21 protein-coding genes are annotated in these 23,058 nt (G+C 64.2%); 11 read left to right on the top strand and 10 right to left on the bottom strand.

The features are described 5' to 3' along the window. The first annotated feature begins 113 nt into the window (after window positions 1-113). Window positions 114-1,820, top strand: a complete 1,707-nt coding sequence (dld, locus tag AD89_RS0100960; RefSeq protein WP_025776739.1) for a D-lactate dehydrogenase — start codon at window positions 114-116, stop codon at window positions 1,818-1,820. Between the two features lie 125 nt (window positions 1,821-1,945). Here the strand turns inward: dld and AD89_RS0100955 are convergent, their stop codons facing one another. The 3 genes from AD89_RS0100955 to AD89_RS0100945 all read right to left on the bottom strand — a co-directional run bounded on the left by AD89_RS0100955 (window position 1,946) and on the right by AD89_RS0100945 (window position 4,545). Further along, window positions 1,946-2,521: a hypothetical protein gene (locus AD89_RS0100955; RefSeq protein ID WP_025776738.1), complete on the bottom strand. Its 576-nt coding sequence runs from the start codon at window positions 2,519-2,521 to the stop codon at window positions 1,946-1,948. Next, complete coding sequence (locus AD89_RS0100950) at window positions 2,518-2,730, bottom strand: helix-turn-helix transcriptional regulator (protein ID WP_025776737.1); 213 nt, start codon at window positions 2,728-2,730, stop codon at window positions 2,518-2,520. Before AD89_RS0100950 ends, AD89_RS0100955 begins: the two co-directional genes overlap by 4 nt. Window positions 2,731-3,303: 573 nt before the next feature. After that, window positions 3,304-4,545 carry an MFS transporter gene (locus AD89_RS0100945; RefSeq protein WP_025776736.1) on the bottom strand — a complete coding sequence of 414 codons (1,242 nt, stop codon included), beginning with the start codon at window positions 4,543-4,545 and terminating at the stop codon, window positions 3,304-3,306. 322 nt (window positions 4,546-4,867) lie between these two features. Between AD89_RS0100945 and AD89_RS0100940 the strand changes: the two genes are divergently transcribed. Beyond that, a complete protein-coding gene (locus AD89_RS0100940) occupies window positions 4,868-5,911 on the top strand; it encodes an LCP family protein (RefSeq protein ID WP_025776735.1) in 1,044 nt (347 codons plus the stop codon). Window positions 5,912-6,086: 175 nt separating this feature from the next. On the opposite strand, the gene AD89_RS0100935 is transcribed toward AD89_RS0100940, so the two are convergent. The 3 genes from AD89_RS0100935 to AD89_RS19125 form a co-directional block, all read right to left on the bottom strand. Next, window positions 6,087-6,557 carry a hypothetical protein gene (locus AD89_RS0100935; RefSeq protein ID WP_025776734.1) on the bottom strand — a complete coding sequence of 157 codons (471 nt, stop codon included), beginning with the start codon at window positions 6,555-6,557 and terminating at the stop codon, window positions 6,087-6,089. Between the two features lie 591 nt (window positions 6,558-7,148). Next, window positions 7,149-8,789 carry a phosphoglucomutase (alpha-D-glucose-1,6-bisphosphate-dependent) gene (gene pgm, locus AD89_RS0100930; RefSeq protein ID WP_025776733.1) on the bottom strand — a complete coding sequence of 547 codons (1,641 nt, stop codon included), beginning with the start codon at window positions 8,787-8,789 and terminating at the stop codon, window positions 7,149-7,151. Between the two features lie 119 nt (window positions 8,790-8,908). Next, window positions 8,909-9,205 carry a hypothetical protein gene (locus AD89_RS19125; RefSeq protein WP_155807337.1) on the bottom strand — a complete coding sequence of 99 codons (297 nt, stop codon included), beginning with the start codon at window positions 9,203-9,205 and terminating at the stop codon, window positions 8,909-8,911. 310 nt (window positions 9,206-9,515) lie between these two features. On the opposite strand from AD89_RS19125, the gene glsA reads away from it, so the two are divergent. Next, entirely contained in the window at window positions 9,516-10,532 is a 1,017-nt protein-coding gene (gene glsA, locus AD89_RS0100920; protein WP_025776731.1) for a glutaminase A, read from the top strand. Next, window positions 10,532-12,196, top strand: a complete 1,665-nt coding sequence (locus tag AD89_RS0100915) for an MFS transporter (protein WP_231488331.1) — start codon at window positions 10,532-10,534, stop codon at window positions 12,194-12,196. The genes glsA and AD89_RS0100915 overlap by 1 nt, the downstream gene beginning before the upstream one ends. A gap of 2 nt (window positions 12,197-12,198) precedes the next feature. Here the strand turns inward: AD89_RS0100915 and AD89_RS19800 are convergent, their stop codons facing one another. From AD89_RS19800 to AD89_RS0100895, 3 genes are read right to left on the bottom strand one after another with little or no spacing between them, the layout of a single operon-like run. Further along, complete coding sequence (locus AD89_RS19800; protein WP_155807336.1) at window positions 12,199-12,966, bottom strand: hypothetical protein; 768 nt, start codon at window positions 12,964-12,966, stop codon at window positions 12,199-12,201. Continuing rightward, the gene (locus tag AD89_RS0100900; protein WP_155807335.1) at window positions 12,948-13,877 is read right to left on the bottom strand and encodes a hypothetical protein; all 930 of its coding nucleotides are present in this window, start codon (window positions 13,875-13,877) and stop codon (window positions 12,948-12,950) included. The genes AD89_RS19800 and AD89_RS0100900 overlap by 19 nt, the downstream gene beginning before the upstream one ends. Before the next feature lie 46 nt (window positions 13,878-13,923). Continuing rightward, window positions 13,924-14,253, bottom strand: a complete 330-nt coding sequence (locus AD89_RS0100895) for a rhodanese-like domain-containing protein (RefSeq protein WP_025776727.1) — start codon at window positions 14,251-14,253, stop codon at window positions 13,924-13,926. Between the two features lie 300 nt (window positions 14,254-14,553). Between AD89_RS0100895 and AD89_RS20530 the strand changes: the two genes are divergently transcribed. The 7 genes from AD89_RS20530 to AD89_RS0100860 all read left to right on the top strand — a co-directional run bounded on the left by AD89_RS20530 (window position 14,554) and on the right by AD89_RS0100860 (window position 22,011). Then, window positions 14,554-15,414 (top strand): pyridoxamine 5'-phosphate oxidase family protein, encoded by an 861-nt coding sequence (locus AD89_RS20530; protein ID WP_025776726.1) that lies wholly within the window; start codon window positions 14,554-14,556, stop codon window positions 15,412-15,414. 101 nt (window positions 15,415-15,515) lie between these two features. Then, window positions 15,516-16,829: an FAD-dependent oxidoreductase gene (locus AD89_RS0100885; protein WP_025776725.1), complete on the top strand. Its 1,314-nt coding sequence runs from the start codon at window positions 15,516-15,518 to the stop codon at window positions 16,827-16,829. A 71-nt stretch (window positions 16,830-16,900) separates the two neighbouring features. Beyond that, on the top strand, window positions 16,901-17,758 hold the full coding sequence (locus AD89_RS0100880; protein WP_025776724.1) for an ABC transporter permease: 858 nt from the start codon (window positions 16,901-16,903) through the stop codon (window positions 17,756-17,758). Further along, a complete protein-coding gene (locus tag AD89_RS0100875) occupies window positions 17,751-18,578 on the top strand; it encodes an ABC transporter ATP-binding protein (protein WP_025776723.1) in 828 nt (275 codons plus the stop codon). The genes AD89_RS0100880 and AD89_RS0100875 overlap by 8 nt, the downstream gene beginning before the upstream one ends. A gap of 362 nt (window positions 18,579-18,940) precedes the next feature. Further along, window positions 18,941-20,212 (top strand): MFS transporter, encoded by a 1,272-nt coding sequence (locus AD89_RS0100870; RefSeq protein WP_025776722.1) that lies wholly within the window; start codon window positions 18,941-18,943, stop codon window positions 20,210-20,212. 243 nt (window positions 20,213-20,455) lie between these two features. Further along, window positions 20,456-21,268 (top strand): hypothetical protein, encoded by an 813-nt coding sequence (locus tag AD89_RS0100865; RefSeq protein ID WP_025776721.1) that lies wholly within the window; start codon window positions 20,456-20,458, stop codon window positions 21,266-21,268. A gap of 29 nt (window positions 21,269-21,297) precedes the next feature. Further along, window positions 21,298-22,011, top strand: coding sequence for a class F sortase (locus tag AD89_RS0100860; protein ID WP_025776720.1), 714 nt, complete (start codon window positions 21,298-21,300; stop codon window positions 22,009-22,011). Between the two features lie 120 nt (window positions 22,012-22,131). On the opposite strand, the gene AD89_RS0100855 is transcribed toward AD89_RS0100860, so the two are convergent. Then, a complete protein-coding gene (locus AD89_RS0100855; RefSeq protein ID WP_025776719.1) occupies window positions 22,132-23,040 on the bottom strand; it encodes a sulfite exporter TauE/SafE family protein in 909 nt (302 codons plus the stop codon). Window positions 23,041-23,058 lie beyond the last annotated feature (18 nt).

The following is a 23,058-nucleotide window of genomic DNA, read 5'->3' as shown; positions in this document are numbered from 1 at the left end:
ACCTGGCGCCAGGTTGCTGGGCCGCCGTCGGGTAGTTCTGAGAGGGGATGCGGAGTGCGAACCCAGACACCTACCATGAGAACAACCGTCGCCTACCGATAGGGATCGACCATATGCCCGGCAAGACAAATCACCAGTCCCCAGCCGTCAACGCGTTCATCGACATCATGGGGCCGCGTCACGTCCTCACCTCCGCGCGGGCAACCGCACCGTACGCCAAGGGCAACCGCTTCGGCGGCGGCAATGTGCTGGCCGTGCTGCGACCGGGCAGCCTCGTCGACATGTGGCGGGCACTGCAGGTCTGCGTCGACAATGACCTCATCGTTATTCCGCAGTCGGCCAACACCGGACTGACCGGCGGCTCCGGCCCCGGTGCGCAGGACTACGACCGTCCGATCGTCATCATCTCCACCCTGCGGATCAACGAGATCTATCTCATCAACGACGCCCGCGAAGCGATCTGCCTGGCCGGATCCACTCTCTACGAACTGGACGAGGCGCTCGCCCCGTTCCACCGCGAACCGCACTCGGTCATCGGCTCATCCTCGATCGGCGCCTCCGTCATCGGCGGCATCGCCAACAACTCCGGCGGCTCCCAGATCCGCAAGGGTCCGGCGTTCACGAAGCACGCGATCTTCGCCCGCGTCAACGAGGAGGGGCGACTCGAGCTCGTCAACCACCTCGGCGTGGAGCTCGGCGACGACCCCGCCCACATCCTCGACAAACTCCAGCGCGGAGACTGGGACCCTGCCGGGGTCACGCCCGCCCCGGAGGACACGACGGAGACCGAATACGGGGAGCAGGTCCGCAAGATCGTCGACTCGCCGGCCCGGTTCAACGCGAACTCCGACTACCTGTACGAGGCCTCCGGTTCGGCCGGCAAGCTCATGGTCTTCGCCGTGCGCACCCGCACCTTCCCCAAGGAAGAGGGAGCGACGACGTTCTACGTCGGTACGAATTCCCCCGCCGAGCTCGAAGACCTGCGACGGGCGATACTGACCTCGGAGATGCCGCTGCCGATCTCGGGCGAATACATGGGCCGCCCCTCATTCGACCTCGCCGAGAAGTACGGCAAGGACACGTTCGTCTCGATCAAGCACGCCGGCAGCCGCGAGCAGATCAAGCTGTTCGCGCTGAAGAACTGGGCCAACGGCGTGTTCGCGAAGCTGCCGTTCTTCGGCGAGACCGTCGCCGACACGATCGCGCAGAACGCGTTCGGCCTGCTCCCGCAGCAGCTGCCCACGCGGATGCTCGAGTACCGCGACCGCTTCGAGCATCATCTTCTCCTCGTCGTCAGTGCCGAGGAGAAGGTGCGGATGGGTGCGTTCCTCGACGATTTCTTCGCCGAGGCGGCTCACCACGGTGACTATTTCGTGTGCAGTGCCGATGAGGCTCAGTCGGCGATGTTGCACCGCTTCGGCGCCGCGAGTGCTGCGACCCGGTACTTCAACCTCAACCGCGAGGACTCCTCGGACATGATCACCTTCGACGTGGCGCTGCGCCGCGACGATGAGGATTGGCTCGAGGTGCTGCCCGACGAGATCGCCGACCAGCTGCACATCAGCTCCTATTACGGGCATTTCTTCTGCCACGTCTTCCATCAGGACCATGTGGCGAAGAAGGGTGTCGACACGGTGGCGCTGAAGAAGCAGATGACCGAGCTGCTCGAAGCCCGCGGCGCCGCCGTTCCCGCCGAACACAATTACGGCAGGCTCTACCCCGTGCCGCCGGAGATGGAAGAGCACTTCAAGGACCTCGACCCGCACAACGTCTTCAACGCCGGAGTCGGCGAGACGTCGGCGAAGAAGGACTGGGCTTAGATATCTCGGATCCCATCATCTTGGTGGACACTCAGCACCGGGACTGCAATAGCCCCGGTGATGTGGTCGATTTTTCAGACCAGGGATCATTCCGGGGCTTTCGCTCTCCAGTTTAGTGCAATGACTCAGTCCTCGTCCTCAATGTAGGCCGCGGCGGCCGCCTCGGCGCGGGCCTGCTTGATTTTGCGTGTACGAGAGATCGTCATCATCGTGATCGTGGTGACGAATCCGAAGGCCGCGCCGACCACGATGGCATAGGTGCTGGTTGAGGCGCCGAGTGTTGCGCTCGCTCCCATACCCGCATCGATGAGCGGATAGCCCTCACTCATGTGGAAGACGATCGCACCGACCCACACGATCGCGAACACCGCTCCGACGATATTGCCGACGATCAGCCGCCTCGGCGAAACACGGGCAATAGCCATGGAGAAGTCCACATTCTCGCGCTTGCAATACCCCGAGATGACACCGCTGGTCACGATGGATCCGAGGACGATCAACACACTCCACAATCCCGCGCCGAGGACGGCGAAGATGAGTCCGAGCGCGAAGAACACGTAGGTGGAGACGACGGCTCCCAATGTGTACGCCCGCAGAATGACGTCGCGTTCGCGTTCGTCTCCCATCGACGGGTCATCGAAACCGGCGATCCTGTCGGCAAAGGCGTTGGGTCGATTCTTTCTGTCACTGACGTTGTTCATGGGGATTCCTCCTGGAGCGAGAAGATCTCTTCGACTGTCGTGTTCAAGGCCCGGGCGATGCGCAGCGCCAGATACACGCTGGGGGCGTAGTCGCCGCGCTCGGTCGCGATGATCGTCTGCCGCGACACCCCGGTGAGCTGGGCTAACTGTGCCTGCGTCAGCCCCGCAGCCTTGCGAACCTGTTTGAGGTCCGAGGTCTGAACTTCCATACCGTTCCTTGATGTCAACTTCTCTTTACATTTAAAAGTAAAACATGCTTGACATGTTTATGTCAATGATCTTTGACATCGCCGAGGTGGCTCGCAGTTTCGTTCGCAAGCGGGACCGATCGCGGGGTGGCGGAGCAGTGCAGTGAGCGAGCTTCGAGGCGGGATGGGTGCCGAGCTTTCTCGCCCCTCGACGCAAACATCAAAACACCCTGTTGCAACGGGATGTTTTCGCGCCAAAGGTGAGGGATGTGCAAGTGACCGTGCGGTATAGGAGTAGCGGGAGGGCGTAGCGCTAACGGTGAGGGACGGTGAGGGACGCTGAGGCAGCGGGTGATCTCGACGCTGCCCGGAGCTGGTCTCGGTGCGGCCCGAATTCTGAGGGAGGTTTCTGTAGAAATCCTCGTCGGAAATCTACGTTTATCTACCGGGGAATTCTGCGCGGCAGGGTGCGTGCCGGAGGCCGAGCCCACGCCGCCCTCGCCCTCACTGCAACCGCCGCGTCGGCCCGCCGCAACAACCACGCCGCCCTCGCCGCAACAACCGCGTCGCCCCACCGCGACAACCGCCGCCGACTTACCCCTCCACAACCTTCTCGCGCCGGCGGTCCTTCGCCAGCCGAGCTTCGTGACTCGACCGCGACGGGTTGAGAAGCTTGAGCAGCGACAAGGCGATGATCGCCCCCAGCACGGCGCAGCCGGCGGGCAGGAGCATCGCGGTCTTCGCATCGAAGGCGTCGATGATGTTGCCGGCGACGGCCGATCCGAAGGCGACGCCGAAGCCCAGCGAGGTGCCCAGCCAGGCGAACGCCTCGGTGAGCCTGCGCGGGGGAGCGAGCTGCTCGATGACGGAGTTCGCGCCGATGAGGCTCGGTGCGATCGCGGATCCGACGAGGATGAGGATGATGCCGTAGGTGACCATCGAATTCGCCAGCAGCATCAGACAGGCACCCACGGCCAGAGCGGACACGGCCACGCCGAAGCGGTGGTGGACGGCGGCCCGCCAGTTCCTCGCTCCATACAGTGCGCCGGAGATGAGCGATCCCAGCGCCAGGCACGACAGCAGCACGCCGGCCGTGGACTTCACGCCGAGTTCGTCGGCGAAGGCGACGGCGATGACGTCGATGGCGCCGAAGTTCACGCCGAGGAAGATGTTGACGACGATGATCGCAAAGATGCCCGGGTTCGAGAACACGTGGCCCTTCGCGTCGGTGGTCCGCTCCACCGGCGGGGGCTCAGTCGACTTCTGGATGTAGAGCAGCAGTGAGCCGACGCCGACGGTGATCATCGAGAGGATGATTCCGGCCGGCGGCCACACGGCCGTCGCGAGCACCGTGGCCAGCACCGGCCCGGAGACGAACATCAGCTCATCGGCGACCGATTCCCACGAGAACGCGGTCTGCAGCTTCTTCGGGGTGTCGACGATATGCGACCAGCGTGAGCGCACCAGCGAACCGACGGAGCCGACGGTTGCGCCGCCGATGCCGGCGAAGACGAAGACGAATCCCGTCCACCATTCCTCGTACACGGAGACGATGAGCAGGGCCAACGCGATGAGGTGGGTGATGACGATGGGCACCATGACCTTCGCCTGGCCGAGGCGGTCGACGAGGCGAGCGATCCCGGGGCCGGCAAGTGCCTGGACGATCATGTACACGGCGGAGACGATGCCCGCCATGCCGTATGACCCGGTCACGCCCTGGATGAAGAGGACGATGCCCAGCCCCAGCACCGCGATGGGCATCCGGGCGACGAGACCGGCCAAGGAGAACTTGAGAGCACCGGGAAGCGACAGAATTTCCCGATAGTTATTGAACACCAGGAAAGTCTATCCAGCCCTGACCCGGCCGACCATGCCGAGCCCGCGCAATTGCTGGTGAGTCCCCTCACCTTGGCGCCGGGATCATCCGTGGGCAACGAACGGATATCGGTCCCGGTCATCCCGGTCGAAACCGAGTATCACAACGTCTGACAAGGCAGAACACCTCGCCGAGGCGGCCCTGCCCTCCCGTTCGTCCGCGCGCTTTCGCGCTGGGTGCGCCGCGCGGCTGGGAATTGGGTCACCTCGGTCGCTATACAATGGGCGGGATTGCCCAATGACCCCGGCGCCCGGCGCCGACAGCTCAAACCCCGGAGTGCCGATGACGGATAACACCACTTTCGACGATCTCTTCGACCACCAGAATGAGGAACAGCAGCGCCCGCGCAAGAAGAAGCGCGTGTGGCGGAAGGTCCTCGTCGCCCTGTTGATCATCGTCATCCTCGGCGTGCTCGGCATCGGACTCTACGTCTGGAGCGTCGGCCGGTCGTTCGACGAGAACGCGAACCAGCTCAGCGATGAGCAGGTCTTCGGCAAGGACAGCGCCGGCGGCAAGGAAGGCGACGGCACGAACATCCTGCTGTTGGGCTCGGATGAGCCGATGGGCAATGTCGACGTCAACGATTCTCGCGGGCTGCGCTCGGACACGATCATGGTCATGCATCTGCCCGAGTCCGGCGGCAACGTCCAGATCATGTCGATCCCGCGTGACACCTACGTCGACATCGAGGGCCACGGCAAGGCGAAGATCAACGCGGCACTGTCCTACGGCGGTCTGCCGCTGGCCGTGTCGACGGTCTCGGACTTCATCGGCACCGACCTCGATCACGTGGCGATCATCGATTTCGAGGGATTCAAGGCTCTGACCGACAGCCTCGGCGGGGTGACGGTGAATTCCGAGCAGGCGTTCGAGAAGGACGGCTACACGTTCACCAAGGGCGAGAACGTCCTCAACGGCGATGAAGCGCTGACCTTCGTGCGCGAGCGCAAACAGTTCCAGGACGGCGACTTCCAGCGTGCGCGCAATCAGCAGGCGTTCATCCGCGGGCTGACGAACGAGATGATCTCGGCCGACACCCTGTCGAACCCGAAGAAGATCCAGGACATGGTCAAGAACTTCGCGCCGTACATGTACGTCGACTCGGGCTTGGATGCGAAGTACATCTCCTCGACCGCGTTCAATATGCGCGACGTCCGCCCCGGTGACATCGAGTTCTTCACCGCCCCCGTGGCCGGCGTCGGCACCTCCCCGGACGGTCAGTCGATCGTCAACGTCGACGAGGAGGAGCTGAAGAAGGTCCAGGACGCGTTCAAGAACGACACCGTGGCCGACTACGTGCAGAACGCCCCGGAGGCCCACCTGTAGAACCTCGCCGAGGCGGCCAATCCCCGGCCATCCCTCGCCGAGGTGGCCCACCGCAGCCGCAGACGCCGACGCCCAGCGTCGCTGGGTCACGCACCGAGCCCCGCACCAGGAAATTCCTGGTGCGGGGCTCGATGCATCTGCGGTTCCATGTATCTGCGGCTCGAGGGCCGGAGCTTCAGCCTTCGAAGTTGACCTTGTGCACCGCGTTGGGAGTGCCCCACTCGTCGTCGGGATCGACGACGGCCTCGGTGGGCATCCCAAGCCACATCTTCTCGCCGGTGACGGTGTTCTCGTAGTCGACGTAGGTTGAGCCGGCGGCCCCCTCTGCGCCGACGCGGTTCCAGTGGGTGGCTTCGTCGTTGCTGTGGGCCTTGAGCTTCGCGGCGACCTGGGAGGAAGCGAGGGCCTCCACTCGGTCGGTATCGCCTTGTCCCCAGGCTCGGACGAGCTCGTCGGCGTAGGTGACCGGATCGGTCGGGTAGTACACGGACCGCGTGCCGACGTCGGAGTCAGTGGACTGGCTGGATGAGTCGGCCAGAGACGCGTCGGCGGCCATGGCCGGTCCTGCGGCGAGCCCGAGGCCGGCGAGTCCGGCGACGGTGGCGATTCCGATGGCTGCTGTGCGGTTGCGAATGGTGGACGTCATTGTGTCGATCCCTTCTGCTGTTCTGCCGCCTCTGCGAGGTCATTTCGGGGCGGCATGTCATCTGACGCAGAACAGTATTGCGACCGAATATGAGGCCGCGGCAACAGAGACTGAAAGCCGACTTGGCGCCGATTACGGACGGAACACAGGAACATTGCAGCTGTGCGGCGGTCGTTGTTACATGGAGAGTGCTCGACCGGTGAAGACAAGACGGCTTGCAGGTGAACCTTGTGGTCAGGGCTCTATGTGGGCACTGCGGCCGGCGCAGCTCGCAGGCCCGGCGCGGTGGTGGCCGGCGCAGCTCACAGGGCCGGCCCGGTGGTGGCCGGCGCGGCCATCCGGCTGGTGGCTCGCGTTTGTGCAACAGTTCTGCTTGAGTAGCGATACGCGATCGTGACCCGCGCCCGCCCACACGAAGCCGCCCACCCGAAGCCCCGCGCACGAACCTGTGCTCCCGCATCCGCGTGTTCGAAGTGTGGGCGCAGCGAATCAGATCCCTGCGCCCACACTTCGAGCACGCGGAAGCAGGCGTTGAGAGGCGACGCTGCGGGACTCGCCGCCTGAGCGGACTTCCGCAGCAACGCGCGGTCCTTACTCCAGCACCCCGTCGACGAGAGTTCGGGCGTCGTGCTGGACCTGGCGCAGGTGGTCCTCATCGCGCAGGGATTCCGCGTAGATCTTGTAGACGTCTTCCGTGCCCGACGGCCGCACGGCGAACCATGCATTGTCCGTGGTGACCTTGAGCCCGCCGATGGGCGCATTGTTGCCCGGCGCCGAGGTGAGCACCGCCTTCACGGGTTCACCGCCGACGGTCTTCGCGCCCACCTGAGAGGCATCCAGTGACCCCAGTCGTTCCTTCTGTGCGCGTGTCGCCGGGGCATCCTGGCGGGCGTAGGAGCTGGTGCCGTGATTCGCGGCCAGTCCCGCATAGCGCTGCGAGGGAGTCTGTCCGGTCTTCGCAGTCATCTCGGCCGCGAGGAGGGCGAGGATGATGCCGTCCTTGTCCGTCGACCACACCTTGCCGTCCCGACGCAGGAACGATGCGCCGGCCGATTCTTCACCTCCGAAAGCCAGGGTCGAGTCGAGCAGGCCGGGGACGAACCATTTGAAGCCGACGGGAACTTCGAAGAGGGTGCGGTTGTGGGCCGCGACGATGCGGTCGACGATCGACGAGGTGACCAGGGTCTTGCCGATCCCGGCGCCGGTCGGCCAGTTGGTGCGGGAGTCGAGCAGATAGTCGATGGCCGCGGCCAGATAGTGGTTGGGGTTCATCAGGCCCGCATCGGGGGTGACGATGCCATGGCGGTCGGCGTCGGCGTCGTTGCCTGTGGCGATGTCGAAGTCATTGCGTGAGGCGATGAGGCCGGCCATCGCATAGGGGGAGGAGCAGTCCATACGGATGTTCTCGTCCCAGTCCAGGGTCATGAATGACCAGGTGGGGTCGACGTCCGGGTGGACGACGTCGAGGTTGAGGTCGTAGTCCTCGGCGATCGCCGCCCAATAGTCGACGCTGGCTCCGCCGAGCGGGTCGGCGCCGATCTTCAGCCCGGAGGAGCGGATGACATCGAGGTCGATGACCGACTCGAGGTCGTCGACGTAATTCGAGACGTAGTCGAAGTTCTCGGTGTTCTCCAGGTGGAATGCCCGCTGGAAGGGGGTGCGCGGGATCTTCTCCCACCCCTCGGCGAGGTAGGCGTTCGCGCGTTCGGCGATCCAGGTCGTCGTCTCGGTGCCGGCGGGCCCGCCGTGCGGAGGGTTGTACTTGATGCCGCCGTCGGCGGGCGGGTTGTGGCTGGGAGTGACGATGATGCCGTCGGCCTGCGCCTCATCGCGTGACTTCCCGGCGTTGAAGCCGAGGATCGCGTGGGAGACGGCAGGGGTCGGGGTGAAGCCGTCACGTTCGTCGATGAGCGCAGGAACCTCGGCGGCGGCGAGCACCTCGAGGACGGTGAGGAATGCGGGCTCACTCAGTGCGTGAGTGTCACGGCCGAGGAAGATCGGTCCGCGAATTCCTTTGTCTCGGCGGAAGTCGACGATGGCCGCGGTGATGGCCGCGATGTGCGCCTCGTTGAAGGAACGGTTGAAGCTCGAACCGCGGTGGCCTGAGGTCCCGAAGCTCACTGCTTGCGAAGGCACCGAAGGGTCGGGAATCAAGTCGTGATACGAATCGAGAAGGGCAGGGATGTCGACGAGATCCTTGTCCTGGGCCAACTGGCCGGCGCGTGTTGTCATCCTTCTACCTTGCCAAATCCGGGCCACCTGTCACAGTTGTGTCCACGGAGTTCTTGCATCGTGGACTCTGCAGGCATGACGGATCGGATTTCCATGACCGAGCCCGCGCTGCCGCAGACTCAGTCCGGCGGCTCCACGGAGTCGTCGTCCTCTTCCTTCGTGTCTCCACCGCTGATATCCCGGTCCTTGTCGGGGGAGGAGGCCCCTTCGGCTTTGGCCTGGGCTTCCTCAGGGTCCCGATCGATCGGAACATCGTGCTCGGCGGCAATGCGCTCGAGCCTGTCTTCAGGAGTCTGGGAACTGCCTTCGGCATCCGTATCGGGGCCGACTCCGACGGTCGAGCTCTCGATCTCCTGCTCGTCTTCGGTCTGGTGCTCTGCTGCGTTCTCCGGCAGGTTCGTCTTCTCGTCACTCATGACTTCGCTCCCTTCGGAGTTGACCATGCTCACCGCTGTCGGCGGTGGGGCGGATGAACGCGCATAGACGGTTGCGCGTTCGTGGTCTCGACGCTAGACCCATCGTGTGGGTCGGATCAAGGGGGCTTTGCTTCACGGTACCTCCGAGTCTGTGCCCACCTACCTACCCGCCTACCTGTCTGAGCTCGGAATCGGTGCTGGTCAGACCCTGTGCAATTGAGGACCGCTGAGATAGAGTGAAATCACTCTGCGGACAGGCACCCAGCGGCCTGGCCCACGCCAACCCGCACGACTGGGACGAGGATCAATGATGATCGGGCCCGACGAGAAATCGGTCAGACAGCGAGCCTCCACCGGCGGCCTGCCCTCCGACCGTTTCATCGACTCGACTTTGGCCGAGATCCACACGCGTTATCGGGGGCTCGACGACGGTGAGGTCGCTGACTACATTCCGATCCTCGCCGAGGCGGATCCCCGATGGTTCGGACTCAGCCTCATCGAATCGACCGGAACCGTGCACGAGGCCGGAGACGTCGACATCGAGTTCTCCATCCAATCCATTTCGAAGGCCTTCGTCTTCGCACTCGTCTGTCAGGCCCGCAGCTCCGAACTCGTTCACGAACGCGTCGGCGTCAACAATACCGGGCTCGCCTTCAACTCGGTGATGGCGATCGAACTCAACGACGGCAAACCGTTGAATTCGATGGTCAACGCCGGCGCCATCGCCACGACCGCACTCATGCCCGGGGCCACCTCGGCGGAGAAGTGGGAGAACATCCGCTCCGGTCTCTCCCGCTTCGCCGGGCGGCCGCTTCGCCTCGACGGTCGCGTGTACGAATCGGAGATGAAGACGAATCAGCGCAACAAGGCTCTGGCCCGTCTGCTCGAGAGCTATGGGCGGATCATCACGGATCCCCTCGACACCGTCGACATCTATACCCGGCAGTGTTCGCTGCTGGTCACCGCGCATGACCTCGCGGTGATGGGAGCGACGCTGGCCGATGGTGGGATCAATCCGCTGACCGGTCGGCAGGTCGTCTCCGCCGAGGTGGCTCGTGACACGCTCGCGCTGCTTGCCTCGTGCGGAATGTACGAGAACAGCGGTGAGTGGCTCTTCGAGATCGGACTGCCCGCCAAATCCGGGGTCGCAGGCGGCATCGTCGCCATCGCCCCAGGCAAGGGAGCGTTGGGCACGTTCTCGCCGAGGTTGGACTCCGCAGGCAACAGCGTGCGTGGGCAGCGCGCATGCTTTCACATCTCCCGGGTGCTGGGCATGAACCTCTTCGCATCGAACGCGGCCGTCGAACGCCCACGGAAAGGACAATGATGAGTGCCGAAACCGCACAGAACGACATCGCCGAGGAGCGCAGATCCTGGGCACCGATGATCGGGCTCTTCCTCGCCCAGGTCCTCATGTCGTTCAACGTCGCCGCCCTGCCGATATCGCTCGGCGGAATGGTCGAGGATTTCGGTGTGCCGCCCACGGTCGCCTCGTCGACGATCGTCGTCTATGGCCTTGCCGTGGCCGCGCTCGTGATGACCGGTGCGAAGCTGGGTCAGCGGATCGGGTGGGTGCTCATCTTCCGAATCGTGCTCATCGTCTTCGCGGCCTCCTCGCTGCTGATGATCTTCTCTCGCACCGTCGCCTGGGTCATCACCGGGCAGCTGCTCGCCGGTGCTGCAGCCGCGATCATCGTGCCTGCTTTGGTGGCGCTCATCGCGGAGAACTACCGGGGCGCGCAGCAGGCTGCGGCGGTCGGCTCGCTCGGTTCGGCACGTGCTTTCTCCGGAATGAGCGCTTTCCTCATCGGCGGCACCCTAGGCACGTTCGTCGGCTGGCGGCCGATCTTCTTCATCACGCTGGGCCTGGCCGTCATCGTCTTCGCGCTGACGTTCACGCTGAAGTCGGACAAGGGTGATGCTTCGATTCGGATCGACCTCGTCGCCTCGGCGCTCATCGGCGCTGCCGTCGTTCTGCTGACGTTGGGGTTCAACAACCTCAATGGGTGGGGGATCATCCGCGCCGAGGATGGGGCACCGTTCTCGATCGCGGGGCTGTCCCCGGCGCCGGTATTCATCGTCGTCGGTGTCGTGCTCGGGCAGCTGTTCTTCGTCTGGACGAAGCGGCGGAAGGCGGCGGGGAAGGTTCCGCTCGTCGACATCAGCGTGCTCGGCCGGCCGAGCGAACGAGCAGCGGTCTATGCGATGTTCGTCATCGTGGCCATGGAAGCGGCGGTGAACTTCACCGTGCCCACGTACATCCAGGTCGTCCAGGGGCGGACCCCTTTCGATACATCGTTGGCGATGCTGCCGTTCAACCTCACTGTCTTCGTCACCGCCACACTCATCGTCCGCTTCTACAAGCGCTACTCTCCTCGCACCATTGCGCTCTTCTCCTTCGGGCTGACGACGGCGGCACTCGTCTGGTTGGCATTCGTCGTAACGAACAACTGGGAGACTCTGCCGACGATTCTCGGCCTCATCGTCTTCGGCATCGGTCAGGGTGCGCTCGTGACCTTGGTATTCAATGTCCTCGTCACGGCCGCGCCGAAGCATCTGGCCGGTGATGTCGGGTCGATCCGCGGCACTGCTCAGAACCTCGCCTCTGCGGTCGGCACGGCAGTGATGGGGGCGTTGCTGGTCATGGTGCTCTCCGCAGGTCTGGCCTCTGCGGCCGATGATCATCCCGATCTGCCGCCGGAACTCGTCGACCAGGTCGACCTCGACAATGCGAACTTCGTGAGCAACGACGAACTGCGCGACGTCCTCGCGGGGACGACAGCAACACCTGAGCAGGTCGAGCATGCCGTCGAGCTCAACTCTCAGCAGCGACTGCGCACGCTCAAGCTCGGCTTCCTCATCCTCGCCGGCATCAGCCTGATCGCAGCAGTGCCGGCTTCCCGGCTGCCGAAGTACCGACCCGATGAGATCCCCGACCCCGCTGAGGCTGGTGCTGCCTCCGGTTCGGGTAAAGAGCCTTCAAAGGAATGAGGTCAGAATTCTTCGAGATCAACCCCGAAAAAAGGTACATCCCCTCTGTTTGGCCGATAATCCAGTTTGACCAACAGTCGCTGGTGAAAGCCTGCATCCGCTGAATTCCGTCGGACGACAGTCGACGCATAGTTGTCGGTTGCCACTGCAGAAAAGACGAAGTTGAGAAGTGGATGCGGAACGTATCCCAGCGGAGTGCCGTTGTGACTGACTCTGAGAGCCAATTCGGACTCCGGGTTGGACGGTTCACGATCCAGTTCCAGGGAGACGTCAGGATACAACCTGTCGAGAGCATTGCGACTGATCACGTCAAGGTGCCGGACACCATGTACGAAGAAGGTGACCGAGTGCCAGCCACTTCCAACTGGAAATGGGAACGGCAGCAGTTCGAGGTGATCGTTGATCCGGCTTCCTCCCGAACGCGCGAGGATCTCAAAGGGGTCGGCAGACTCTTCGAGATTCAAGTACGACAGCGCTCGGAACCGGTCTGGGCGTTCAGACGATATGACTCGCTCAGCAAAGAATGGAAATAGGTGTGCTGAATTGACGCCGCCTTCGCACTTCGGCAATCCGGGCAGTTCGCGGAAGAAAGGTTTCCGGACAAAGGAGCTGAGGTAAGAAAAATGAAAAGAGGAATCGTGAAGCAACGACAGAATGCCGATTGACTCGTAGAGGTTCCTCGGCGGCAGTTTCTGAGTGACGAGAAGTCTGCGCGCGAAAGCACTGCTGTGCGAGGAGTGTGCCTCCGCAATCAGTTCGGTAGGGCGCATTGGAGAATCCTTCGTCTGTTCTCTTCTACTATCGCAGTCATCAATGTAGCGCGAGCATCTGACACGGCATCTATATCGTGGCAGATATCAGCTACTTTGCCCATATCCAGCGCTTCCAGCTTCTCTGGCCAGCAAAGTGCTGCCTGACCCGACAGCGGTATCGAGTCGTGCCAGAGCCCAACGAGTGATTGCTTCCGGTCCTCGAATCTCTTTGCCATACCGCCGTTGCAGAACTTGTTAATGTCGGCGAGCTTCTTTTCGCAGTTTGAGTCTTCGATAGCCGAGGCCAGGGATGAGCCGTGGTCAAAGCTCGCTGCCAGTCTGTCTGGCTGCAGGGCGTCACCGAGCGGCGGAATCTCTATCGCCCAATTCTCGGCATGGCGGTCGTTGTTGGCGCACAGCGCATCGAGGAGGAGGTACCCGCTGAACACATCGAATGCGGACCAGCTATTGCAGCCTGTTCCTGGTGGCCCGCGGAGGCCATCCATGACTGCCGCGATGTTCAAGAGCGTGTGCCCTGGCCGAGCGGTCGTCCTTCGTTCGCCGGCGCACGACACGTAGCCTTCGATGCCGAGCAGGACCAAGTCTCCGGAACGGATAGTATGGTCAGCGCGAATCACATTGCGCGAGATGATTCCTGGAACGCCATTGCGAGTGGCCAAACGGACAGGTGCTGTCGGGACACGCAGCAGCTTGGCAATTTCGTGGACGACAGCCTCGGCAACATCGTCGTGACGACGGTAAGTCCTGCCGTCGTGATGCTTTCCTGTCTTCACGCTCTTGAACAGCCATGCCACCTCAGGGGTTCCTGGTGAAGCCGAACCGATGTCTGGCGTGATCCAGACCTTGGGATCCGCACCCATGGCTTCCTCGGCTACTACAGTCCAGTCGGAGACATCGATACGTTCCATTGTGGGCGGCCGTATTCAGGCGGACTATCTCAGCTAGCCAGAGCCCTCATTTCACCCAGGGCTCTTCTCCGGTCTCGGAGACGATCGGCTTGCCGTTGTCGAGATTCCACGAACCCATGCCGCCGTCGACATTGAAGGCATCGAAGCCATTCTGGTTGAGCCAGGCGACCGCCCGGTTCGAGCGCCCGCCAGTGCGGCAGACGACGTACATGTCGTCATCGAGAGGAAGGTCGTCGAGGCGGGTGGGCAGCTCGCCCAGCGGTACGTGGATCGCGCCTTCGATATGGCCGGCCTCCCATTCGTCATCCTCGCGGACGTCGATGATGGCGGCCCCCTCGGGGATGTCGTTGACGGTGACGGTCGTTTCTTCATCCATGTCTTCAGTGTAGGCACGCAAACCGGGTGTTCGCACCTGCCCGGAGATTCCGAATCTGCGCATGTGCGTCATCGTGTGCGCGCCCCTCTTTACGGCTGTGCACGCAACCAGTCCGCACTTCGAACGGCCCCGGATTTCAGTCATCTCAGTCCAGCTCCAAGGGGGCTGTTGCCGACCGGAGAGCCGTGTGAGAATGACCGTGTAGTCGTTGACGCGCCAGCCGACCACGGCCCGCCAGAACGAGCCACGGCCCGCGCCAGCGACTGCAGTGCCAGGAACCGTCTGCGAAGGGAAACGGTCATGAACAACAGAGACACGAGTGACGAGTCGCCGGCCGAGGAGAAGGCGCGTGACGTCGCAGCGAAACTGGACGAGGCGGCCGAGCCGCTGGCCGGGACCTCGGACATGAAGCCGCAGGCTGAAGTCGGATACACCGAGCGCAACGTCGAGGCCCGTGCCCAGAACGCTGCCGACGCGGAAGGGGTGACGCTGCATCGGAACCCCGACGGGTCACACACGGCGGTGGACGAATCGAAAATCGCCGAGGCGGGCCCGAACTCGGAATCGCGCGAATCCGGGTCCTCCGCATCCTCCTCCGCCGGGTCCGTGGCCTCCACCTCCGCCACCGACGACACGGAAGCCGGCGGCACCCGCGGCGACAGGCAGAAGCCCGCGGGAGAAGCGGCGACAGACGAGCTCAACCAGGCCGATGTCGTGAAGATCCTGCGCGGTGCCGACTCCGTCATGCTCGCGACCGCGCTTGCCGACGGCAAGATCCTCGCCCACCCGATGGCGCCTCAGGAGGTCAGCGAGGATGCCGACGTCTGGTTCTTCCTCGCCCTCGACGGCGACCAGGCAAGTGCGCTGCGGACGAACCCTGAGGTCAATATCAGCATCGCCGAGGCGGGCAATTGGCTGTCGGTCGCCGGACGCGTCGAGTTCGTCGACGACGAGGCCAAGGTCGATGAGCTGTGGTCGGATTCCGCCAAGGCTTGGTTCGATGACCGTCGGGATCCGAACCTCGGGCTCATCACGGTCGTCACACACTCCGCCCAGCACTGGGGGCTGCCCGGCGGCAAGGCATCGGGCCTGTTCCGCATGGTCAAGTCCAAGATCACCGGAGACCGCCCGGCAGGCGGCACTCAGACCACCGAACTCTGAGCCGTACCAGGCTCCACGGCGCTCGGCACGGCTCCTCCTCTGTCCGTGCCGGGCACCCGCACCTCCCGCCCGACCGCCTCGGCGAGGATTAGCATGGAGGCATGAGTAAGCGGATCGTCATCATCGGTGCAGGTTTGGCCGGCACGACTGCGGCGCGGGAGCTGAACACGCGCGGTCAGGCCGTCACCGTCATCGACCCCCGGGCCGGCGAGACGTGTGAGCGGCCGCCGCTGTCGAAGCACCTCTTCGACGGCTCCCGCCACCACCTGCCCTACCACCTCGAATCGACCGAGCACATCACCTTCGTCCGTGACCGGGCAGAAGAGATCACCCTCGCCGAGGCGGCCGCGGACTCCCGCTACACCGCTGAGACCCAGCGGCACCCCCATCCGTTGGCCGATCATCACGCCACCGCGGGGACCGTCCACCTGGCTTCGGGGGAGTCCATCGACTTCACCCACTGCATCCTCGCCACCGGGATGGAAGCGAATCGCCCGGAGGTTCCCGCCTACCCGGACGCCCTGCCGGTCTACGACCTCGCCGATGCCGAATGGATCCTCGCTCGCGTGAACAACGCAGCCGAAGCACTCAACGTCGGGGTGCTGGGCTCCGGTTATCTCGGAATGGAAGTGGCCACCTCGGCGGTGGCTGCCGGGCACCGCGCCACGGTCTACCTGCGCGGGAACGAACCCCTGCGCAAGCAGCTCTCCGCTCCCGTGCGGCAGGCACTGTTCGAGAGGCACAAAGCTGCCGGAGTCGACTTCGTCACCCACACCTCGAGTCCGGACGACATCGCCGAGGATGTTCACGACCTATTCATCACCAGCGTCGGAGCGCGCCCGCGGCTGATCCCGATCGACGGCCACCGCCCCGCTCATGCGTGGGATGTGGATGAGAGGTTGGCAACATCCCACCCGGGTGTCTTCGCCGTCGGCGACTGCGCCATCGTCACCGCCGGACCCTATGCACTCGACCACCCCTGGGCCTGTGAGCCGGTCGCCGAAAGCCACGGAAAATTCCTCGCCGAACTCCTCAGCGCAGACTCGGAACGGGCATCGATTGGTGTCGAAGACGCACCCGAAGCCGGTTCGGGCAGCGGGTCGGCAGACGGTCCGACAGTCTGGTCGGACGTCCCCTGGCACTGGAGCTTCCAAGGCCCGGAGAAGGTGTTCACGGCGGGCCTGACGAGCCCCGACGCCGACGACACGATCATCCGATATGACCCCAGCGGAGCGAAGTTCCAGGTCTTCCACTTCGACGGGCCCGACCCGGAGTCGGTACTCATCGGTGTCGAGACGTTCAACTGGCCGCCGATGCAGGCGGCCGCCCGACGGGTACTCGGCGGTAATCACATTCCGACTCGGGCCCAGATCGCCGACCCCGAGTTCGACTTCAAGGCTCACAGCCGACTGTGAGTCTGCGCTAGTCTCATCCCGTAGACTCTTCCTGTTCTATCCCCAGTCGCCGACGAGAGAATTTTCTGTTCATGGATATGGCCAGGCTTGCTGCCGACCACGGGCTCGAGAGAGTGGGTGGACGGCCGTCTCTGCCCCAGTACGTCAAACAGCTTCTCAGCCGAAGCGACTTCACGTACACGCTTGCGAAGTATCGGATGCAGTCCGAGAACGAGCGCAACCGCCTCGGCATGCTCTGGGTGCTGCTGCGCCCGGCGTTCTCGGCTCTGATCTACGGCACGGTCTTCGGCTTCATCATGCGGGGCGCCACCGCCCGCCCCGACGATTTCGCCCCCTTCGTCATCATCGGCGTCTTCGTCCTCGAGTTCTTCAACACCTCGATGAACGGCGGGGCGAAATCGATCATCTCGAACGCCTCTCTCGTCCAATCGCTGCCGTTCCCGCGCATCGTGCTGCCGATCGCCACGGTGTTCCAGAACCTGCTGAACTTCATTCCCACCTTCATCTTCATGGCACTGCTCGTCATGCTGTGGGGTGCGAAACCCGGGTGGGACTGGTTCCTCTTCATCCCCCTGGTCTTCCTGTTCTGGGTCTTCAACCAGGGTGTGGCCTTCATCTTCGCCCGCGCGACGGTTCATTTCCGTGACCTGTCCCAGGTGACTCCGTTCATCTCCCGGATGATCTTCTACACCTCGGGCGTCTTCTTCGACCTCAAGGTCATGGTTGAGAAGATCAACCCGGCGCTGCAGCCCTTCGCTGATTGGCAGCCGCTGAACAACGTCCTGGCGATCGCCCGCGGCATCCTCATGAAGGACGGTGTCATTCCCTACGACTACTTCTGGCACCTGGCGATCTGGGCATTCGGCATCTTCATCATCGGCTTCGTGTTCTTCTGGCAGGCCGAGGAAAGGTTCGGTCGTGATGAGTGAGACGAACGAAGAGCAGACCTTCGACACCGGCAGCCTCCCCGAGGTGACGCGGAACAACCCGCCCGTCGTCGTCTGCGACAACGTCCACGTCCGCTACAAGACGCTGGCCACGGGCAAGAAGCTCAAGCTCGGCAGCAAGGACGTGATGTCCAAGCGCCGCGAACTGCGAGAGGTCCACGCCCTCAAGGGCGTCAGCTTCGTCGCTCACAAGAACGAATCCATCGGCATCATCGGCAGCAACGGCTCCGGCAAGTCCACGCTCATGCGGTCGATCACCGGGCTGACCCCGACCTCCGAGGGCGCGATCTATGCGACCTCACGGCCGAACCTCCTCGGTGTCGGTGCCGCACTGATTCCGGATCTCTCCGGTGCGCGCAACATCGTTCTCGGTTCTCTGGCACTGGGGCTCACCCGCGACGAGATCGACGAGAAGTTCGATGAGATCGTCGAATTCACCGGACTCGAGGACTTCATCGACCTGCCGATGCGCACCTACTCCTCGGGCATGTCCCAACGGTTGAAGTTCGCGATCGCGACCTCGGTGCAGCATGAGATCCTCATCGTCGACGAGGCGCTCAACGTCGGTGACAAGAAGTTCCGTGACCGGTCCGAGGGCCGTATCCGCGCCATCCGTGAGAACGCCGGCACCGTCTTCCTCGTCTCGCACTCGATGCGCACGATCAAGGACACGTGCAACCGTGCTCTGTGGATCGAGAAGGGCGAGCTGCTCGCCGACGGCCCGGCGCTCGAGGTCATCCGCAAGTATCAGGCTTTCACCAAGGCCGAGAAGGCGAAGGAAGTCGAGCAGGAGCCGGGCTGAGCCCAAGTCTGCCCTGCCTGCTGTCATCGTCGATTACGGCCCCGTTCTCTGCTGAGGACGGGGCCGGTTCTCTTATCTCGCTTCGGCCAGATGTCGCGGGGATGCGGCGGTCAGTGTCGACATGGCCACGGACATGCCAGACGCTTGCTGAGACAGTATTTGCGACTGGATATGACCGGACTACAATCGTCACGCTGACGACAACAGGGGCGTACTCGCCAGATCAGAGACACTGATCAGAACGACAGCAAGCACCACCAGACCCAGGATGGCGAGCAGCGGTGCCTGCATCCCGTAAACCAACGAACCACCACCGGCTCCGCCGACCACGGCACCCGGGCACGTACAAGAAGAGGCACACGATGAGTGAGACGATCGAGGTCACCCGCGAGGAGAAGTCGCGGGCCCGCAAGGCCGTAGTCGCGGCCGGATTGGGCAACGCCCTCGAATGGTACGACATCATCCTCTTCGGGTTCATGGCCACCTCGATCACCGCGGTCTTCTACCCCGGCGAAGGCCTGTCCGCGCAGCTGATGACCTGGGCGACCTTCGCCATCACCTTCGTCGTCCGTCCCCTGGGCGCGATCATCATCGGCCGCTACTCGGACAAGCACGGCCGCAAATCAGCCTTGTCGCTGACGATCGGTCTGATGACCCTCGGCGTGTTCATCATCGTCATCCTGCCCGGCGAAGCGACCATCGGCATCTGGGGCGCGATCGGCCTCATCATCGCCCGCATCATCCAGGGAATCTCCGCCGGCGGCGAATTCGGATCGGCCACAGCCTTCCTCACCGAGAACGCCAAGCGCGGCAAGGCCTACTACGCCTCCTTCCAGACCGCGACTCAGGGCATCTCGATGTTCCTGGCCGCCGGAATCTCGTGGATTCTCAGCTCGGCACTGAGCGAAGAGGACCTGCACTCCTGGGGCTGGCGCGTGGCCTTCGCCCTCGGCCTGCTCATCGGACCCGTCGGCTGGTACATCCGCTCGAAGATGGACGATACCCCTGAGTTCGAGGCCGCCGAGAAGACCGACAACCCGCTGCGCGTCCTCCTCGGCGAGCACTTCGGTCGCCTGTTCTCCGCGTTCCTCATCATCGCGATGGCCACGATCTCGGTCTACCTCATCACCTTCCTGCCGCAGTTCGCCGTCGGCAACCTCGGACTCGAACCGTGGGCGGCGTTCCCCGGTGCCGTCGTCGCCGGCCTCGTCACCCTCATCGGCGCCCCGTTCGCCGGCCGCCTGGCCGACCGCGTGGGTCCGACTACCGTGATGATCCCGACGACCATCGTCGGCATCATCGTCGCGTGGCCGATGTTCATCCTCCTGACCGCGAACCCGTCGATCAGCGTCCTCACCCTGTGCGAGGCGATCGTCGGCCTGTTCATGGTCTTCTACTTCGGCCCGATGCCGGCCCTGCTGTCCGAACTGTTCCCCGTCAAGGTGCGCAGCTCCGGCATGACCATCGCCTACAGCTTCGGTGTCGCGATCTTCGGCGGCTTCGCCCCGCTCATCCTCACCGCGATGCTCGGCGCGACCGGTCTGCTGACAGTGCCCGGCTTCTACTACGCGGGGCTGTCGCTGCTGTCCCTCATCGGCGTCATCGTCGCTAGGAAGGTGTACAAGCAGGCGTGATCCTCGCCGAGGCGGCGCTGACCTCATGTGGGGGCGCTGACCTCGTGCACGGGTGCCGACCCCACCGAGGTGGGGTTGGCCTCGCCGAGGTGGTGCTGACCTCGCCGAGGCGGCGCTGATCTTACCGAGTTGACGTCGATTCACCATGAATTGAGGCACCGACCCATCCGATGCGCAGAGTGCTCCGAATCACGAGTGTTCGATCCCGACTGGGACCGTCCGACTATGAGGAGGAAAGACACCATGCGCACAGCGAAGAAGCTCATGCTCACCCCGGTGCTCGCCCTGACCGCCTTCGGCCTGGCAGCAGGCCCCGCGGCCGCGGCGACAGCCGGAAGCAGCGACTCCGAACAGGGCTGGACCTACCAGGCCGATCTCAATGAGGTCAACGACAGCGGAGCCTCGGGTGACATCATGATCACGCTCAAAGGCGATCAGGCGATGATCACCGAACACGTTGAAGGACTGGCCGAAGACTTCCAGGACGGCCCGTACCCCCACGTCCAGCACATCCACGTCAAGGCCAACGGCAGCGCCGAGTGCCCGACCGCCTCGGCGGATGAGGACGGCGACGGAATCGTCAACACCCCCGAAGGCGGAGCAGCCTACGGTGAGGTGTCCACGACCCTGACCGACTCCGGTGACACCAGCGCCGATGCCGCGGTCGATGTCGAACACGCCGGCATCAAGGGCGGGTCGGCCACCTACGAGCGGACCATCGACCTCGACGCCGACACGAAGGAAGCGATCAAGGACGGTCGCGCCACCGTCGTCGTGCATGGTCTCGATCCCGCCAAGCAGTCGCAGGAGGTCCAGGACGCCAAGAGCCCCCTCGTCGACAGCTTGCCGCAGGCCGCCACGGCTCCGGCACTGTGCGGGACGCTGGCTGACAGCCAGATGGGACAGCCGCCCAAGGGCGGACCGGACACCGGCGGCGGAAGCACCGCCGGCACCGATGACACCGTGATGCTCGCCGCCGGCGGGGGAGTCCTCGTGGCAGCGGGCGCCGCCTTTGCGATCTCTCGGAAGCGGAAGTCATCGGCCGAAACCCGGTGACCTTCGACCACGACTGAGACGGGAGCGACATGAACGGCAAGCAGGCCAGGACCGGCCGCGGCAGAATCGCATGGACCGCGGCGGCCCTGGCCCTGCTTGCCATCGCTGCCGTGCTCATCACCGCCGGTCTACTCACCAACCACTCACCACCCCAACCCGACGCCGACTCCGCTGCGCAACAGTCCGAGTCGCGCACGACACCGTCGGCCGATGCACAGCCGACGGATCCCTCGACTCCCCGGACCGAACAGAGCGGCGACGGCGATCAGCAGGCCGGTATGGAGGCTTCGGCCCCCACCCGGCTGCGGATCCCGGCGATCGATGTCGACACCAGCCTCATGGACTTGGGGCTGACCGCCGATGACGAGCTCGAGGTCCCACCCCTGGGCAAGGACGCGCCCGCCGGCTGGTACAAGCGTTCACCCACCCCCGGCGAGGTGGGGCCTTCCCTCATCGTCGGACACGTCGACTCCGCCTCGGAGGGGCCTGCAGTGTTCTACCGCCTCGGTGCGCTCGAGGCCGGAGACACCGTGTCGGTCACCCGGGAGGACGGCTCCGAAGCCGAGTTCACCGTCGACGACGTCACCGACTACGGCAAGGACTCGTTCCCCGACTACCGGGTCTACGGCAACACCGAGGACCCCGAGATCCGCCTGATCACCTGCGGCGGGGAGTTCGACGACGACACCGGTCACTATGAGGACAACATCGTCGTCACCGGCCACCTCAGCGACGGCGGGTGAGACTCAGCAACGGCGGATGAGACTCAGCGACGGCGGGTGAGCGCCCGCAACCGCGTGTTCAAAGGGCAGGCGCAGAGTCTTAGGGGTCTGCGCCTGCCCTTTGAGCACGCGGATGCAACTTCAGTTGCCGACGGCCACCTCGACGCCGGCCTCCTCGGCCTTCCGTGCCTTCGCGGCCACCCGCTCGAGACGGACGACGTGAGCGAGGAGTGCGAACCAGACGAGTGCCAAGCCGGCGAGCGTCAGCCACACAGCAGACGCATCTAACCCGAAGGTGAGCAGGATGGTGCGGATATTCGTGAGGATGATGATTCCGCCCGCGGCGACAGCCAGCACCTTCGCCGGCAGCAGCTTGACCAGCCATGCGGCGAACGGTGCGGCGATGACGCCGCCGACGAGCAGCGCCGCCACGATCTGCCACTCGATGCCCTGCGATCCCAACGCGATGAGGAACCCGAGCGAACCGCCGACGGCGACGACGAACTCACTCGTATCGATCGACCCGATGACCTTCCGCGGCTCCAAACGGCCTGATGAGAGCAGCGTCGTCGTCCCGACCGGACCCCAGCCGCCCCCGCCGATGGCATCGAGCGCTCCACCGACGAATCCGACCGGCACGAGCATCCCCGCACTCGGCCGCGACTTGAACTCCGGACGCTTCCCACCCAATGCGAGGAACCGCCAGATCACGTACACCCCGAGCGCGAGCAGGATCCCCGAGATCCACGGGGTCGCAGCCTCCCCGTTGAGACTGGCGAGGAACGTCGACCCGAGGACCGCGCCGATGAAGCCGGGCCCGGCGAGGATGCCCACCGTCCGCCAGTCGACGTTGCCGAACCGGTGGTGGGAGATCCCCGACACCAGACTTGTGCCCAGTTCGGAGAAATGCACCGCCGCCGAGGCGGCCGCCGGTGCCGTCCCCGCCGCCAGTAACAGCGTGGTCGAGGTGACCCCATAGGCCATGCCCAGGGAGCCGTCGATGAGCTGCGCGATGAGGCCGACGATCCCGAGGATGATGAGCTGACGCATGTGCTTGCCTTTCGTGGA

The sequence above is a fragment of the Brevibacterium sp. VCM10 genome (assembly GCF_000583215.1).
Classification (GTDB): Bacteria; Actinomycetota; Actinomycetes; order Actinomycetales; family Brevibacteriaceae; genus Brevibacterium; species Brevibacterium linens.
This window is presented reverse-complemented; position numbering and strand designations above follow the sequence as displayed.